At 73.8% G+C, this 16,486-nt stretch carries 10 protein-coding genes and 1 tRNA gene; 7 read left to right on the top strand and 4 right to left on the bottom strand.

Annotation, left to right across the window (positions count from 1 at the left end; translation table 11 throughout):
* Window positions 1–109: 109 nt before the first annotated feature.
* The 4 genes from tmk (at window position 110) to ACZ434_RS27795 (ending at window position 6,635) form a co-directional block, all read left to right on the top strand.
* Window positions 110–3,403: a dTMP kinase gene (tmk, locus tag ACZ434_RS27810; protein ID WP_468460537.1), complete on the top strand. Its 3,294-nt coding sequence runs from the start codon at window positions 110–112 to the stop codon at window positions 3,401–3,403.
* A gap of 150 nt (window positions 3,404–3,553) precedes the next feature.
* Window positions 3,554–4,759, top strand: coding sequence for a DNA polymerase III subunit delta' (locus tag ACZ434_RS27805; RefSeq protein ID WP_468460535.1), 1,206 nt, complete (start codon window positions 3,554–3,556; stop codon window positions 4,757–4,759).
* 95 nt (window positions 4,760–4,854) lie between these two features.
* A complete protein-coding gene (locus ACZ434_RS27800; RefSeq protein ID WP_468460533.1) occupies window positions 4,855–6,441 on the top strand; it encodes an alpha/beta hydrolase in 1,587 nt (528 codons plus the stop codon).
* Between the two features lie 117 nt (window positions 6,442–6,558).
* Window positions 6,559–6,635: transfer RNA gene (locus ACZ434_RS27795), tRNA-Thr, on the top strand.
* Between the two features lie 117 nt (window positions 6,636–6,752).
* On the opposite strand, the gene ACZ434_RS27790 is transcribed toward ACZ434_RS27795, so the two are convergent.
* Together ACZ434_RS27790 and ACZ434_RS27785 are read right to left on the bottom strand one after the other, a co-directional pair.
* Window positions 6,753–6,998 (bottom strand): hypothetical protein, encoded by a 246-nt coding sequence (locus tag ACZ434_RS27790; RefSeq protein ID WP_468460531.1) that lies wholly within the window; start codon window positions 6,996–6,998, stop codon window positions 6,753–6,755.
* Between the two features lie 7 nt (window positions 6,999–7,005).
* Complete coding sequence (locus tag ACZ434_RS27785; protein WP_468460529.1) at window positions 7,006–7,464, bottom strand: hypothetical protein; 459 nt, start codon at window positions 7,462–7,464, stop codon at window positions 7,006–7,008.
* 410 nt (window positions 7,465–7,874) lie between these two features.
* Between ACZ434_RS27785 and ACZ434_RS27780 the strand changes: the two genes are divergently transcribed.
* On the top strand, window positions 7,875–8,771 hold the full coding sequence (locus tag ACZ434_RS27780; protein ID WP_468460527.1) for a glycosyltransferase family 2 protein: 897 nt from the start codon (window positions 7,875–7,877) through the stop codon (window positions 8,769–8,771).
* A gap of 246 nt (window positions 8,772–9,017) precedes the next feature.
* A complete protein-coding gene (locus ACZ434_RS27775) occupies window positions 9,018–12,107 on the top strand; it encodes an AfsR/SARP family transcriptional regulator (protein WP_468460525.1) in 3,090 nt (1,029 codons plus the stop codon).
* On the opposite strand, the gene ACZ434_RS27770 is transcribed toward ACZ434_RS27775, so the two are convergent.
* Both ACZ434_RS27770 and ACZ434_RS27765 read right to left on the bottom strand, forming a co-directional pair.
* Window positions 12,108–13,802, bottom strand: a complete 1,695-nt coding sequence (locus ACZ434_RS27770) for a bifunctional 3'-5' exonuclease/DNA polymerase (RefSeq protein WP_468460523.1) — start codon at window positions 13,800–13,802, stop codon at window positions 12,108–12,110.
* A gap of 39 nt (window positions 13,803–13,841) precedes the next feature.
* Window positions 13,842–14,591, bottom strand: coding sequence for a Clp protease N-terminal domain-containing protein (locus ACZ434_RS27765; protein WP_468460521.1), 750 nt, complete (start codon window positions 14,589–14,591; stop codon window positions 13,842–13,844).
* A gap of 86 nt (window positions 14,592–14,677) precedes the next feature.
* Here ACZ434_RS27765 and ACZ434_RS27760 point away from each other — a divergent pair, with 86 nt between their 5' ends.
* Window positions 14,678–15,805: a DUF2786 domain-containing protein gene (locus ACZ434_RS27760; protein WP_468460519.1), complete on the top strand. Its 1,128-nt coding sequence runs from the start codon at window positions 14,678–14,680 to the stop codon at window positions 15,803–15,805.
* Window positions 15,806–16,486 lie beyond the last annotated feature (681 nt).

Below are 16,486 nucleotides of genomic sequence, written 5' to 3'. Positions count from 1 at the left end.
TTCGCCCGGCGTTCGGAATGCGAACGCCCCGGCAACACTTTCCTGCCGGGGCGTGTGCATGTCAGGCGCGTCGCGCCGTGCTGTCGGCGCGGGCCGATAGGCTGAACGCATGACGCGAGCCGAGCAGCCAACGGCCCCTCAGCCGGCCCCCGACGACGCCCTGGTCGCGGACTCCCGCGAGCGTGCCGTCCGCGCCCTGCTGCGCCGACCGCAGCTGAAACGGCTGTGGAGCGCACAGCTGGTGGGCGGGGTCGGTGACGTCCTCGCCCTTCTGGTGCTGGTCCTGCTGACCCTTCAGGCGGCCGTCGCCGAACAGTCGTTCGGTGGCGGCTACCGGGGTGCGGCGTTCGCAGTGGCGATCGTCTTCGGGGTCCGCATCCTGGCGACGCTCCTGTTCGGCGCCGTACTCCTCGGCCCGCTCACCTCGCTCACCTCGCAGGACGGGCCGCTGGACCGCCGCTGGACCATGGTCGGCGCCGACGGGCTGCGGGCCGCGCTGCTCATCGTGGCGCCCCTGTGGATCGACTGGACACCCGAGAACGCACCGGCGGTCCTCCTCGTCACCGCCTTCGTGACCGGAGTCGCCGAGCGCTTCTGGACGGTCTGCCGCGAGAGCGCCGCGCCCGCCCTGCTGCCCGCCCCGCCGCCCGAGGGGGCGACCGTCCGGCCGCTGCCCGACCACATGGACGCGCTGCGCCGCCTGTCGCTGCGCACGACGTTCGTGGCGATACCGCTCGCCGCCGTCACGCTCGTCGTCGCGGCCCTCCTCAACAACCTGCTGGGCACGGGCATCGAGTGGTTCGGCGAACACCAGGCCGCCCTCGCCTCGTACGTGGCGGCCGGACTGTTCGCCGCCTCGCTGTCCGTCGTCACCTTCCTGGAACTGCCCGGCACCCGCACCCCCCGCGCGAGGTCGCCGCTGGAGGGCCTGCGCCGCCCGAAGAGCGCCGCCGGCTCCGACAAGGGCCGCACCGGTGCGATGCCGCTGCTGGTGCTCGCCTCCGCGTCCGTCGCCGCCGCGGTCTCCGCCGCCGTCGCCGTGTCGGTGCTGCACGCCACGGACCTGCGTGGCGGACCCGTGCTCTTCGGTCTGCTGGTGGGCGCCCTGACCGGCGGTGTCGTCGTCGGTATCCGTACCGCGCCGGCGCTGCTGCCCGCCCTGTCCCGGCGCCGGCTGCTCGCCCTCGCCCTCGCCTTCACCGGCGTCGCGCTGCTCGCCGCCGGGCTCGTCCCGGACGTCACCAGCGTGGTGCTGATCATGGCGCTGGCCGGCATCGGCGCGGGCATCGCCGCCAACACCGGGCACACGCTCCTCGACCAGGAGACCGAGGACCAGCGCCGGGCCCGTACGACCGAGCACCTGCACGCGGTGGTACGGGTCCTGGTGGCCCTCGCCGCGCTGATCGCCCCCCTGGTCGCCGCGGGCATCGGACCGCACCGGGTGGAGAACGGCCGGTTCGTGTTCGCGCACGGCGGCGCCGCGTTCACGCTGATGCTGGTCGGCGCGCTGCTGCTGCCGGTGGCGGCGCTCGTGCTCGCCAAGGTCGACGACCGCTCCGGGGTGCCGCTCCGCCAGGACCTGCGCGACGCGCTGCTGGGCGGCGACGACCCCGAGCAGACGCCCGCCGCCGCCGGCTTCTTCATCGCCCTGGAGGGCGGCGACGGCGCCGGCAAGTCCACCCAGGCCGAGGCCCTCGCCGACTGGATCAGGGGCAAGGGCCACGAGGTCGTCCTCACACGTGAGCCCGGCGCGACCCCCGTCGGCAAGCGGCTGCGGTCCATCCTGCTGGACGTCTCCAGCGCCGGACTCTCGCACCGCGCGGAGGCACTGCTGTACGCCGCCGACCGCGCGGAGCACATCGACACCGTCGTACGGCCCGCCCTGGAGCGCGGCGCCGTCGTCATCTCCGACCGGTACATCGACTCCTCCGTGGCCTACCAGGGCGCCGGACGCGATCTGTCCCCGACCGAGATCGCCCGCATCAACCGCTGGGCCACCGACGGCCTGGTCCCGAACCTGACGGTGCTGCTGGACGTGGCGCCGGAGACCGCGCGGGAACGCTTCACCGAGGCCCCGGACCGGTTGGAGTCCGAGCCGGCCGAGTTCCACGCGCGCGTGCGGGCCGGTTTCCTCACCCTCGCCGCCGCCGACCCCGGCCGCTACCTGGTGGTCGACGCCGGTCAGGAACCCGAGTCGGTCACCACGGTGATCCGGCACCGGCTCGACCGGGTGCTGCCGCTGTCCGAGGCCGAGATCAAGGCCCGCGAGGAGGCCCGCCGCAAGGCCGAGGAGGAGGCCCGCCGCAAGGCGGAGGAGGAGGCGGCCCGCAAGGCCGAGGAGGAGCGCCTGGAGCGCGAGCGCCAGGAGCAGCTGGCGCGGCTGCGTGCCGAAGAGGAGGAGCGCAAGCAGCGCGAACTGGAGGAGGCGCAGCGGCGCGAGGCCGAACGGCAGGCGGAGGAGGCCCGGCAGCGGGCCGAGGAGGCGCGCCGTCGTGCCGAGGAGGAGCGGCAGCGGCTGCTCGCCGAGGAGAAGGCGCGCGCCGAGGCGGAGGCCCGCCGCAGGGCCGAGGAGGAGCGCCGCCGCAAGCAGGCCGAGGAAGAAGAGCGGCTGCGCGCCGAGGCGGAGGCGCTGCGCCTGGAGAAGCAGCGCAAGGCCGAGGAGGCGCTGCTGCGCGCGGAGGAGGCCCGCCGGCTCGCCGAGCAGGCGGCTGCCGCGGCCGAGGCCGGGCCGAGGACGACGGGCGGCCCGGGCGCCGCGCGGCCGTCCGCTCCCGGGGCTTCCGGGCCGCAGGCCGACGACGCGGTGACCGTGCCGACGCCGGTGGTGACGCCGAGGAACGCGTCGGGCGGCCCGGTGGACGAGACGGCCGTGCTGCCGAGGGTGCCGGAGAGGGACGCCGGGCCGGGCGAGGAGGGGGGCTCGGACGAGGACACGGGGCGGCGGGCCAGTACGTCCGGCCGGTCCGGGTCCGGGGTCTCCGACGCCGAGGTGACGACCGAGCTGCCGAAGCCGCAGGTCCCGCCGGGCGCGGCGGACGAGACGGCGGTGCTGCCCGCCGTGCCCCCGGGTGCGGCGGACGAGACCGCGGTACTCCGACCCGTCCGCGACGACGGGCAGGGGCGCGTGGACGACAGGGTGCCGCCGGGCTTCTTCAAGGACGAGAACCCGGCGGGCGGACCCGCGGAATCCGGCGGCCCCGAGGGACCGGACGACCGTACGCGCGAGCTGCCGCAGGTCGAACCCGACCCCCGGGCCGAGCGCGCGCCGCGCCGCCGCCGGAAGCGCTCCGACTGGGCCGAGGAGACCCCGCTGGACGACCTGCCGAGCCTCGCCGACGAACTGCTGGGCCCGCACGAGGACGAGGGCGGCGACGACGGCGGCGGCCGGGGACGCCGGCGCTGACCCGGCCACGGGTGCGGGGCGGATATGGGGCGGGTACGGGGCGGGCACGGCCGTTGTCAGTGCCCGCCCGCACAATGGATCCCGCAGGTCCTGCCGGACCTGGGCCGGACATGACGGACTGACGGACGCGACGGAAGGGCGGGATGACCCATGACCGTATGGGACGACCTCGTCGGGCAGGAGCGGGTGAGCGGTCAGCTCGCCGCCGCCGCCCGGGACGCCGACGCGCTCGTCACCGCCGCGGCGGCCGGCGCGCCCCCGCCGGAGGCGTCCCGGATGACGCACGCCTGGCTGTTCACCGGCCCGCCCGGCGCGGGACGCAACCAGGCGGCGCGCGCCTTCGCCGCCGCGCTCCAGTGCGTCAGCCCCGACCGCGCCCTCGGCGGAGCCCCGGGCTGCGGCTTCTGCGACGGCTGCCACACCGCGCTGGTCGGCACCCACGCCGACGTCAGCACGGTCGCGGCGGTCGGCGCGGAGATCCTGGTCAAGGACATGCGCGACACCGTTCGCAAGTCCTTCACCGCCCCGGCGAACGGCCGCTGGCAGGTGATCCTCGTCGAGGACGCCGAGCGGCTCAACGAGAAGTCGGCGAACGCCGTCCTCAAGGCCGTCGAGGAGCCCGCCCCCCGCACGGTCTGGCTGCTGTGCGCGCCCTCCATCGAGGACGTCCTGCCGACGATCCGCTCCCGCTGCCGCCACCTCAACCTGAGTACGCCCTCGGTGGACGCCGTCGCCGACATGCTCGTACGGCGCGAGGGCATCGAGCCCGACGTCGCCGCCGCCGTCGCCCGCGCCACCCAGGGCCACGTCGACCGGGCCCGCCGCCTCGCCACCGACCCCGCCGCCCGCGCCCGCCGGGCCTCGGTACTGAAGCTTCCGCTGCGGGTCGACGAGATCGGCGGCGCCCTCAGGGCCGCCCAGGAACTCGTCGACGCCGCCGCCGAGGACGCCAAGCAGCTCGCCGAGGAGATGGACGGCAAGGAGACCGAGGAGCTGAAGGCGGCCCTCGGCGCGGCCCAGGGCGGACGCCTGCCGCGCGGCACGGCCGGCGTGGTCAAGGATCTGGAGGACATGCAGAAGCGCCGCAGAACGCGCACCCAGCGCGACAGCCTCGACGTGGCGCTGACCGACCTGACCAGCTTCTACCGGGACGTCCTCGCCCTCCAGCTCGGCTCCCGCATCGCGATCGCCAACACGGACGCCGGGGACGCGCTGGAGCGCCTCGCCCGCGGCAGCTCCCCGGAGTCCACCCTCCGCCGCATCGAGGCGATCGCGGCCTGCGGCGAGGCCCTGGACCGCAATGTGGCACCCCTGCTCGCGGTGGAGGCGATGACCATGGCCCTCAGAGCGGGCTGACGAGGGGCGCGTCCGCCGCGCCGGCAGGACGACTCGTACACGCCACGTCGCGCACGCAGAGCACTCACCCGGTAGCGCAGGGTTACGCTCGCGGTATGTACACAAGGCGCACCCACCGCAGTACCCGTGCCGGAACCACCCTGCTCGCCACTGCCGCTCTGCTGATCGCGGGCTGTTCCTCCGGGAGCACGGCGAGTACGGCGAGCTCGGCGGCGAAGGAGGCGGCAGCAGCCCTCACCCCCCTGCCCGGCTCCACACCCGCCGCGCTCACGCGGTACTACGAGCAGAAACCGGCCTGGCGCGACTGCGGCGCACCCGGTTTCCAGTGCGCCACGGTGAAGGCACCGCTCGACTACGCCGAGCCCTCCGACGGCGACATCCGTCTCGCCGTCGCCCGCAAGAAGGCCACGGGCCCGGGGGAGCGACTGGGCTCACTGCTGGTCAACCCCGGCGGCCCCGGCGGCTCGGCGGTCGCCTACCTCCAGGCGTACGCCGGCATCGGCTACCCGGAGGACGTGCGCGCCCGCTACGACATGGTGGCCGTCGACCCGCGCGGCGTCGCCCGCAGCGAACCCGTCGAATGCCTGGACGGGCCGGAGATGGACGCGTACACGCGGACGGACATCACACCCGACGACGCCGAGGAGACCGACGAGCTGGTCGCGGCGTACAAGAAGTTCGCCGAGGGCTGCGGGGCGGACTCGCCCGAGCTGCTGCGCCATGTGTCGACCGTCGAGACGGCCCGGGACATGGACATCGTGCGCTCCGTGCTGGGCGACGAGAAGCTGAACTACGTCGGCGCCTCGTACGGCACGTTCCTCGGCGCGACCTACGCCGGACTGTTTCCGGACCGCACGGGCCGTCTCGTCCTGGACGGCGCGATGGACCCCTCGCTGCCCGCCCGGCGGCTCAACCTCGAACAGACCGAGGGCTTCGGCACGGCGTTCACCGCCTTCGCCGAGGACTGCGTCCGGCAGAGCGACTGCCCCCTCGGCGGCTCGGACACCGGCCCCGAGCAGGCCGGCAAGAACCTGAAGGCCTTCTTCGAGAAGCTCGACGCCCGCCCCCTGCCCACCGGGGACGCCGACGGCCGCAGGCTCACCGAGTCGCTCGCCACGATCGGCGTGATCGCCGCCATGTACGACGAGGGCGCCTGGCAGCAGCTGCGCGAGTCGCTGACAGCGGCGATGAAGGAGAACGACGGCGCCGGACTCCTCTTCCTCTCCGACAGCTACTACGAACGCGACGCCGACGGCGAGTACAGCAACCTGATGTTCGCCAACGCGGCCGTGAACTGCCTCGACCTCCCGCCCGCCTTCGAGTCCCCGGACGAGGTGAAGCAGGCGCTCCCCGACTTCGAGAAGGTGTCGCCCGTCTTCGGCGAGGGCCTTGCCTGGGCCTCGCTGAACTGCGCGTACTGGCCGGTGCAGGCCACCGGAGAGGCACAGCGCATCGAGGCGAAGGGCGCGGCCCCGATCGTCGTCGTCGGCACCACCCGTGACCCGGCGACTCCGTACCGCTGGGCCGAGGCCCTGGCCGGCCAGCTCTCCTCCGCCCACCTCCTCACCTACGAAGGCGACGGCCACACCGCCTACGGCCGCGGCAGCGCCTGCATCGACTCCGCGATCAACACCTACCTGCTCGAAGGCACCCCGCCCACGGACGGCAAACGCTGCTCCTAGCCGCCCCGCCGCCCCGGAGGCACCCCCTCCGGCCCGCCTCCGGGGCCGGTACGAACCACCCTGCGAAACTGTGTAGACTTACCGACGTCGCTGATCGCACCATGGTGCACACGGCACGCCGCCTTAGCTCAGATGGCCAGAGCAACGCACTCGTAATGCGTAGGTCTCGGGTTCGAATCCCGAAGGCGGCTCCATCGAAGACCCCAGGACGATAGGCATCCGACCTGGGGTTTTTGCCGTTCAGCGGGGTGTAGTGGTGCAACTCGCCGGAGGCGCTTCGGGGTGCCCAGGGGCTGGATTCACCGCGTCGATCACATACGCTCCGTTCTCTGCTTCGCTGTCCTCGTGATCCAGGACTGGCAGCCCCATCGGGCAAGTCCGCCCACGGCGAGGGACGCGAGGATTGCCCCCCAGTCAATGACATGTGGCAGCCCGGGGAAGAAGGCGAAGAAGCTGAGCGAAGCGACGAGGCCCACGACGAACGCGGCGATCCCGGCCTGACGCCGCCGCGTTTTCAAGCCTTGGCTCGGATCCGGTTCGTTTGGCTGTTCGATCATGGGTGGCTCACTTCGTGATGTGATGACACTGGCTCACACGCCGCACTCCGTTGACGTAGAGGTGGGCGCACGCCTTTCCATATTGAGGCAGTGTCTGTGGAGAGTTGTTCCGCATCGGGTCGATCTTGCACTCGCTGTGTGTCTTGCCGCGCGATGTGCGGTACAGCCGGTTGCTTGTTCCGGCATAGGCGAAGTCAATGCGCCAGTTGCAGAAACCGCTGCTCATTGCTCCGACAAAGGCGCAGTCGACTCCGGCGTTCTGGTACGTGATTTTCTTGCCGCTTCCTCTGATGATGTGCGTGAACATGCAACCCGTCGGGACCTTCATCGTCACGCCCCCGACGCTGTACTCGAAGGTCTGCACGGGAGTCGAGCCGATCGCGCCGGCGTGCGCACCGGTCGGTGTGGTGAGGATGAGTGTTCCCGCGGCGGCCAGGGCTGTGGTGAGGCGAGCGGCGTACTGCATGACCAAGGCGTCCCCCTTCTGGTGATCTCCTGCCAAGCACTTGGGGCAACCGTGTCTTCTGGCGGCCAGTTACAGAGTCGCCATCGATTCACCGACAGGTGTGATGAGAGAACGACCGACTGACCAGAAGAAACGTTCATGACGGCCAGTTTCAGTGCTCAGTTCTTATCTGGATATTTGCAGGACGGAGGATTGTCGTGACTCGCTGATTTCCGCCGGTTCAGCCCTGGCTCCTCAGGTGAGGAACCGTCATGGCGTCCCGGCTGCCGCGAAAGGTCTGCCGCGTTGTGGCTCGGCAACTGGTGTGCGTACGGTGCGGCCGTGCCGGTGGGTGGCGTTGAGGGGGGCTTCGTGTGAACGGTTAGCATCGCGGGTCAGCGGGAGTCGTCGGCTGGAGTGGGGTGAGGGGCATGGGGACGACGCCGAGGGTCGCCGTTGCCGTCGTGACCATGGGGAACCGGCCGGCCGAGGTGGACGCGCTGCTGGAGTCCGTGGCGAAGCAGGATGTGCCGCCCGCGCGGATCGTGATCGTGGGGAACGGCTGTCCGCTGCCCGAGTTCGCCCGGCGGCTGTCCCTGCCCGGTGAGGTCACCACCGTCGAGTTGGCGGAGAACCTCGGCTGCCCCGGCGGGCGGAACGCGGGCATCGAGCGGCTGCGGGAGTTCGGGGACGTGGACGTCGTCGTCGAGCTGGATGACGACGGTCTGCTGGTCGACGCCGATGTGCTGCGGCGGGTAGGGGAGTTGTACGCCGCCGACGAACGGCTCGGGATCGTCGGCTTCCGGATCGCGGATGAGTCGGGGGAGACGCAGCGGCGGCATGTGCCCCGGCTCGGGAAGGCGGATCCCATGAAGGGCGGGTACGTCACCGGGTTCCTCGGGGGCGGGCACGCGCTGCGGATGACGATGCTGGACGAGATCGGCGACTGGCCCGGCGCCTTCTTCTTCGCGCACGAGGAGACCGACCTCGCCTGGCGGGCCGCCGACGCGGGGTGGAGGATTCTCTACGCGCCCGAACTGCTGCTCCGGCACCCGAAGACCTCGCCCGCCCGGCACGCCATCTACTTCCGGGTGAACGCCCGCAACCGGGTCTGGCTGGCCCGGCGCCGGCTGCCGCTCGTGCTCGTGCCCGTGCACCTCGGGGTGTGGATGCTGCTCACCGTGCTGCGGAACCGGTCGGTCCGCGGGCTGCGTGCCTGGTTCGGCGGGTTCGTGGAGGGGCTGCGGGAGCCGGCCGGGGAGCGGCGGCCCATGCGCTGGCGGACGGTGTGGCGGCTCACCCGGCTCGGGCGGCCGCCCGTGATCTGAGCCGCCGGGCGGTCTGAGCCGCCGGGCGGGCGGACGGAAGGACGAGGGCCCGGTCGTTCACCTCTGCCGACCGGGAACCCTCGTGTCCGGACCGGGCCGCGGCGGCGACACTCCCCCGAGTTGCGCGTTCTACGCGCGCACCCCCGGGCCCCATCCGATGTAGTGATCACATCAGACTTTGCCAACGGATCGCTAACATGAGGCCAATGGTTCTCCGTTCAGTCACCCGGAAGGCAGTGGTGCGGCGTGACACGGCACGGACTGCGCTTCGGACTGCTGGGGACGACGGTTCTCTACGACGGGGGCGGCGACGACGGCGGCGGCAGCGATGGACGTGACGTCCTGGCCTCCGTTCAGGTCATCGGGAGTGCCAAGATCCGCGTCCTGCTGGCCGCGCTGCTGCTCGACCCAGGGCGGGTCGTCTCCATCGACGCGCTGAAGGACGCGATGTGGGGCGGTGCGCCCCCGGTCTCCGCGCTGCCCTCGCTGCACAACCACGTGGCCCGCCTGCGGCGGTTGCTCGACGACCCCGGCCGGCTGCTCACCGTGCCCAACGGGTATCTGCTGCGCGTCGGCGAGGGCGAGGTGGATGTGCAGGTCTTCGACGCGCACACCGCCGCCGCCCGCGCCGCGCACGCCGTGCGGGACTGGGAGCGGGTGGCGCGCGAGTGCACGGCCGCGCTCGCGCTGTGGCGGGGGAGCCCGCTCACCGGGCTGCCCCCGGAAGTGGGCGGCTACGCCCTGGTGCGGCGGCTGCGTGAGGCGCGGCTGCTGCTCCTGGAATGGCGGTACGACGCCGAACTCGCCGTCGGCGGCGGGCGCCTGGCCGACATCGTGCCCGAGCTTGCGGCGCTGGCCGCCGAGCATCCGCTGCGGGAGTCGTACCACCGTCAGCTGATGCTCGCCCTGCACCGCACCGGCCGTCAGGCGGAGGCGCTGGTGGTCCACCGTGACCTGCGCGCCCGCCTGGTGGACGAGCTCGGCATCGAACCGGGGGCGGAGGTGCGCGAGGCGCATGTGGAAGTGCTGCGGGGCAACGGTGACGGGGGTCGGGGCCAGGAGTCGGCCGTGAGGGGCCTCAGCGGTATCGGCGGCGTGCTGCGGCCCGCGCAACTGCCGCCGCCGCCCGCTCACTTCGTCGGCCGTACGGACGCGCGGGCCGAACTGGCCCGGGTGCTCACCCGTCCGCCCCGGCCGGCCGGGCCCGTCGCCGCCGCCGTCGTCAGCGGTACCGCCGGGGTCGGCAAGAGCGCGCTCGCCCTCCAGGTCGCCCACACACTGGCGAAACGTTTCGGCGATGGCCAGCTCTACATCAATCTGCACGGCGCGACCCCCGGCATGACCCCCCTCACCCCCGCGCAGGCCCTCACCGCCCTCCTGCGCGACCTGGGCACCGAACCCTGCGCCATCCCCGAACACCCGGACGCGGCAGCCGCTCTGCTGCGCTCACTGCTCGCGCCCACGCGCACCCTGCTGGTGCTGGACGACGCCGCGAACGCCGCGCAGGTCCGGCCGCTGCTGCCGGCCGGACCCGGCTGCGCGGTGATCGTCACCAGCCGCTCGCCGCTCACCACGCTCGACGGGGCCGCCCGGGTACCGCTCGCCCCGCTGTCCGACGAGGACAGCGCCGCCCTGCTGCGGGCGGTCTCCGGCCGCGACGGGCTGGGCGCCGGTCACCCGCTCGTCGCGCTCACCGGCCGGCTGCCGCTGGCCCTGCGCGTCGTCGCGGCCCGGCTCGCCGCGCGCCGGGCCCTCACGGCCGACGCGCTCGCCGGGCAACTGTCCGCCACCGACAGCCGGTTGCCGCACCTGGAGTACGACGACCTCAGCGTCCGCCGCTCGCTGGCCGTCGCGCACGACGCGCTCACCGTCTCCGACCGCGAGACCGACCGCGACGCCGCCCTCGCCCTGTGCCGCATCGGCGCGCTCGACCTGCCGGCCTACGGCGCGCCCCTGCTGGCCCGGCTCACCGGAACCGGTGAGCGCCGGGCCGAGGCCGCGCTGGACCGGCTCGTGGACGTGGCCCTCATGGAGGAGACCGCGTACGGCCGCTACGTCCCCCACGACCTGGTCCGCGACTTCGCCCGCGAACGCGCCCGGGTCGCGGCGAGCACGGAGGCGGGGGCATGCGGGGGCGCTCCCGGAGCCTGCCGGCCCGGACCCGGCGAGGACCCCGCGGAAGCGGCCCTGCGCTGGTACGCCGCCGTCGCCGAACGCACCCTCACCGCGATCGTCGAACCCGGCCTCGACCAGGACGACCGCCGCCGCCCGACCCCGTCCCAGCCGCCCGGGCACGCCGCCCACGTCGACTCCGTGCCGCCGTTCGCCGACGCCGGGGCGGCCTTCGCCTGGGGCGACCGGGAACTGGAGAACATCGTCACCCTGGTCGAGCGGTACGCCGGTGAGCCGACCGGTGACGCCGATGATCAGGAGCACGGTCAGGACGGACACATCGCCGTGCTCCTCCGCCTGCTGCACCCCTACCTCCTGCGCGCCGGCCGGGTCCCCGAGCTGGAGGTGCTCGGCCGGGCGGCGCTCCGGGTGGCGCGGCGGCTCGGGGACGAGGCCGCCGAGGCGTGCGCGCTGGGGGACCTGGCGGGGCTGCACTTCCTGACCGGCCGCACCGGCGACGCCCTCGGCCTCACCGACCGCGCGCTGGAGATCTGGCGGCGGCTCGGTGCCGTCTCCTGGACCAGGCGTTCGCTCAACAACCGCGGCCTGCTGCTCGAAGGGCTCGGCCGGTACGCCGAGTCGGAGCAGGCGCTGCGGCAGGGCCTGGCGTACTCACGGCAGTTGAACGACCCCTACGGCGAGGCCGTCACCCTCAGCCATCTCGGCAACCTGTACGAGCACACCGATCCGCGCGCCGCGATCAAGCAGCACCGGCGCTCGCTCGCCATCGGCGACGGGATCGGCGCGGTGATCGTGCGGCACACCGCGCACTGCAACATCGGCTACGCCCACCTCCGGCTCGGTGAACCGGCCGCAGCCCTGCCGCACTTCGAGGAGAGCCTGCGCATCCTCGGCGGGCACGGCGACTGGCACGGCGAGTCCCAGACCCGGCTCGGCCTGGTACGGGCCCTGCGGCTGCTGGGGCGCTCAGGCCGGGCCGACGCCGAGTGCGCCGAGCTGCTGCGCCGGGCGGACGCCCGCGCCGACCGCTACACCGGTGGCCTGGCCCGCCATCAGTACGGTCTGCTGCTGCGCGAGCGGGGGCGTATGAGCGAGGCGCGGGAGCAGTGGCGGTCGGCGCTCGACGCGCTGGACGGGACGGACGAGCAGGCCGTGGTGGAGGAACTGCGCGACCTGGTGGCGGGGGCCCGGCCGGCGCGCTGATCATTTGGCGTCGGCATAGCACTCCACCACCGCGGTCGTGAACGGGAACCGCACGGGCGTCGGTCCGAAGGTCAGCCGGCCGGCCAGGTCGGCGGCCCGCCGGATCGCTTCCGTCACCGTCGCCGCCTCCTCCTCGGGGCAGTGCACGATCACCTCGTCGTGCTGGAAGAAGACCAGCTCGGCGGCCATGTCGCGCAAGGCCTGCCGCAGTGCGGCGAGCAGCAGCAGGGCCCAGTCGGCGGCGCTGCCCTGGACCACGAAGTTGCGGGCGAAGCGGCCACGGGCGCGGGCGTCGGTCGAGGCGTAGCCCGGGACCCACGGGCGGGCGTCGGAACTCTGCTCCTCCTCCGCGAGCGGGATGCCCGCCTCCTCCGCCGCGTCGTCGTCCGCCGCGCGGACGGCCGGCGGGCAGGTGCGGCCCAGCCAGGTCCGTACGAGCCGGCCCTCCTCGCCCGCGCGGGCGGCCTCGTCGACGTAGGCGACCGCTCTGGGGAAGCGGCGTCTGAGCGCGGCGAGGTTCTTCAGGCCGTCGCCGGAGGTCTGGCCGTAGACCGCGCCGAGGACGGCGAGTTTGGCCTGGGCGCGGTCGCCGGAGAAGGCGCGGTCGGACACCGACTGGTAGAGGTCGGTCTCCCGGCCGGCCACCTCCATGAGGCCGGGGTCGCGGGAGATCGCCGCCAGCACCCGCGGTTCCATCTGGTCGGCGTCGGCGACGACGAGCCGCCAGCCGGGGTCGGCGACGGCCGCGCGGCGGATCACCTTGGGGATCTGCAGGGCGCCCCCGCCGTTGGTCACCCAGCGGCCGGTCACGGTGCCGCCCGCGAGGAACTCGGGCCGGAAGCGGCCGTCACGCACCCAGTCCTGGAGCCAGGACCAGCCGTGGGCGACCATGATCCGGTAGAGCTTCTTGTACTCGATCAGCGGCGCGACGGCCGGGTGGTCGAGGGACTCGAGCTCCCAGCGGCGGGTCGAGGAGACCTTGACGCCGGCCTGCGCGAAGGCCTTGACGACATCGGCCGGCAGATCGGGCCGGACGCGGCGGCCGAAGGCGGCGGACACCTCGTCGGCGAGCTCGGCGAGGCGGCGGGGCTCGCCGCCGCCCGCGTACCGCTCGCCGAGCAGGTCGTGCAGCACCGTGCGGTGCACGTCTGCCCGCCAGGGCAGTCCCGCGCGGTTCATCTCGGCGGCCACCAGCATCCCGGCCGACTCGGCGGCGGTCAGCAGCCGCATCCGGTCCGGGCGCGCGGTCGCGTCGGTGCGTCGCTGCTGCTCGGCGTAGACCGCGAGGAGGTCCGCCAGCGGCAGCGGGATGCCCCGCGGTTCGAAGAGGGACGGCTGCGCGCCCGGTTCGGCCTGGCGCTGCGGTGGATCGGGCGGTACGGGCCCGCCGCGCAGCCTGGCCAGCGCGGCCGCCGCCGAACGGGGTTCCCCGTACCGCCCCTCGTGGCCGAGCAGGAGCGTCTCGGCGGCCTCGATGTCGTAGGCCCGCTCCACTCGCACCCCCGTGGCGAGCAGGCGCGGGTAGACCTCGGCGGTGGACCGCCACACCCACCGCGTGACACCGGGACGGCTCCGCACGGCCTCGGCGAGGTCCTTCTCCCGCCGCACCGGGGCGGCGGGCAGCCCGTCCGGACCGAGGGGGGCGACGTCCACGCCGCCCTCCTCGGCCGGAGCGAGTGCCCACCGGTCGGTCATGCGGCGAGTGTGGCAGGCGGGTCTGACAACGGCCCCTGATCAGGACTGCTGCGCCGAGTCGTCCTCGGTGCGGGTCTCGACGTACTGCGCCAGCATCTCGGCGACGTACCGCTCGGTGGGTGTTTTGCCGATGCCGAGGCCGCTGAGCAGGCCCTCGCCGTTCTCGTGTTCGAGGAGGGCGAGCAGGATGTGCTCGGTGCCGATGTAGTTGTGCCCGAGGCGGAGGGCCTCGCGGAAGGTGAGCTCCAGGACCTTCTTGGCCGCCGGTCCGTACGGCACCAGCTCGGGGGCGTCCTCGACGGCCGGCGGGAGCGCCGCGCGGGCGGCCTCACGGACGGCGTCCACGGTGACGCCCTGTTCGGTGATCGCCTTCACGGCCAGGCCCTGGGGCTCGGCCAGCAGGCCCAGGACCAGGTGCTCGGGGAGCCCTTCGGCGTTCTGCGCGGCCTGGGCCTCGTTGTGCGCGGCCATGACCGTGTTGCGGGCGCGGGGCGTGTAGCGGTTGAAGCCCTGGTTGGGGTCGAGGTCGTTGCCCTCCTTGGGCACGAAGCGCTTCTGCGCCGCCTGCCGGGTGACGCCCATGCTCTTGCCGATGTCCGTCCAGGAGGCGCCCGAACGCCGGGCCTGGTCCACGAAGTGGCCGATCAGGTGGTCGGCCACGTCCCCGAGGTGCTCACCGGCGAGCACCGCGTCCTGGAGCTGCTCCAGCGGCTCCTCGTGGACCTTCTTGATCGCCGCGATGAGGTCGTCGAGACGTACGGATGACTTGATGGCGGGGTTCGTCGTCATGTGTCAACCGTAAGTTGACAGTAGGGGGGTGTCAACCCGAAGTTGACACTTTCGGGTGAGCGTGCGGGACATGGCACGATCGGCTCGTGAGTACGTCCAGCACCGTCGACCGGGCCTTCCGGGCGGCCCTCTACGAGACCGGCGACACCGCCCTCGACACCGGCGCGTCCCTGCTCGCCGCCGACCCGGCGGCCGACACCGAACTGGCCCGGCGGGGCGAGGAGTTCGTGGCCACCGCATGGCGGCGCGGCTGGCAGCCCGCCGACGTCGTACGGATCGTCCGGCGCGAACTGGACGCCGCGCACGTGGGCATCGTCTCGGAACTGATCCGTGCGCAGGCTCCGCGCGACGACCGGCCCCGGGGGCCGCGCTGGCAGGCGCAGCTGGCAGAGCTCGACGAGCCGGACGCGGGCCCCCTCCCGCGCGGCGACCGCTTCTCGTACGCCACGGCCGTACTGGAGCTGTACCGCCTGCTGCTGCGCCTGCCGGCCCTCGAACCCCTCGACGAGACGGCCGCCGCCCCGGGCCGGCAGGACCGGCGGCCGGAGTCCCGGATGCTCGGCCGCATCCGCGCGCTGCTGGCCAAGGCGGAGGCGACGGGGTTCCCCGAGGAGGCGGAGGCGCTGAGCGCCAAGGCGCAGGAGCTGATGGCGCGGCACAGTGTCGACGAGGCGCTGCTCGCCGCGCGGGAGCCCTCGGGCGAGGTGCCGGGCGCCTGCCGGATCGGGGTGGAGCCGCCGTACGAGCAGGCCAAGGCGGTACTGCTGGACGTGGTCGCCGACGCGAACCACTGCCGGGCCGTGTGGAACGAGCCGCTCGGCTTCTCCACCGTGGTCGGCTTCGCCTCCGATCTGGAGGCGGTCGAGCTCCTCTACACCTCACTGCTGGTGCAGGCCACCACGGCGATGACCCGGGCGGAGGCCGCCCAGCGTGCGGGCGGACGGAAGCGGACCAAAACCTTCCGGCAGTCCTTCCTGGCGGCCTACGCGCACCGCGTGGGGACACGTCTCGCGGCCGCCGCCGAGACCCCGGTGAGCGACGACCTGCTCCCGGTCCTCGCCTCCCGCGCGGTGGCGGTCGCCGACCGGACCGACCGTCTGTTCCCGGAGACGACCACCACGCGGATGCGCGGGGTGAGCGACGCGGCGGGCTGGGAGGAAGGCGCCCGCGCGGCGGACGACGCACAGGTCAGGGCACGCCGGCACCTTCCCTGAGGCGGCGCCCGCCGACCGGCAGCCGAACCGGGGGCAGCTACGTCGGCCGGGAGTGGAGTCCCGGGTTGCGGCGTTGGTCGGGAGCCGAGCCCGGGCCGCTCCGTCGGTCGGGGCCGTGCCTCGGGGCCGCCCCGCCGGTCAGGAGCCGTGCCCCGGGGGTTGCCCCGCCGAGCCCTGGAAGTTGCCTCGCTGGTCGCGAGCCGTGGTCCGAGGCTGCCCTGCCGGTCGGGAGCGGAGCCCCGGGGCTGCTTCGTCGGTCACGAGCCGAGCCCCGGGTCGCCTCGTCGGTCAGGAGCTGTGCCCCGGGGTTGCCCCGCCGAGCCGTGGAAGTTGCCGCGTCGGTCGCGAGCCGTGCCCCGGGGCTGCCGCGTCGGTCGCGAGCCGTGGTCCGAGGCTGCCCTGCCGGTCGGGAGCGGAGCGCCGCGGCTGCTTCGTCGGTCACGAGCCGAGCCCTGGGGTCGCCTCGTCGGTCAGGAGCTGTGCCCCGGGGTTGCCCCGCCGAGCCCTGGAAGTTGCCGCGTCGGTCGCGAGCCGTGGTCCGAGGCTGCCCTGCCGGTCGGGAGCGGAGCCCCGGGGCTGCTTCGCCGGTCACGAGCCGAGCCCTGGGGTCGCCTCGTCGGTCAGGAGCTGTGCCCCGGGGTTGCCCCGCCGAGCCCTGGAAGTTGCCGCGTCGGTCGCGAG

The organism is Streptomyces sp. NPDC030893 (genome assembly GCF_055571535.1).
Note: the sequence above shows the minus strand (reverse complement) of the source record. Positions and strands in the feature narration are given on the sequence as shown.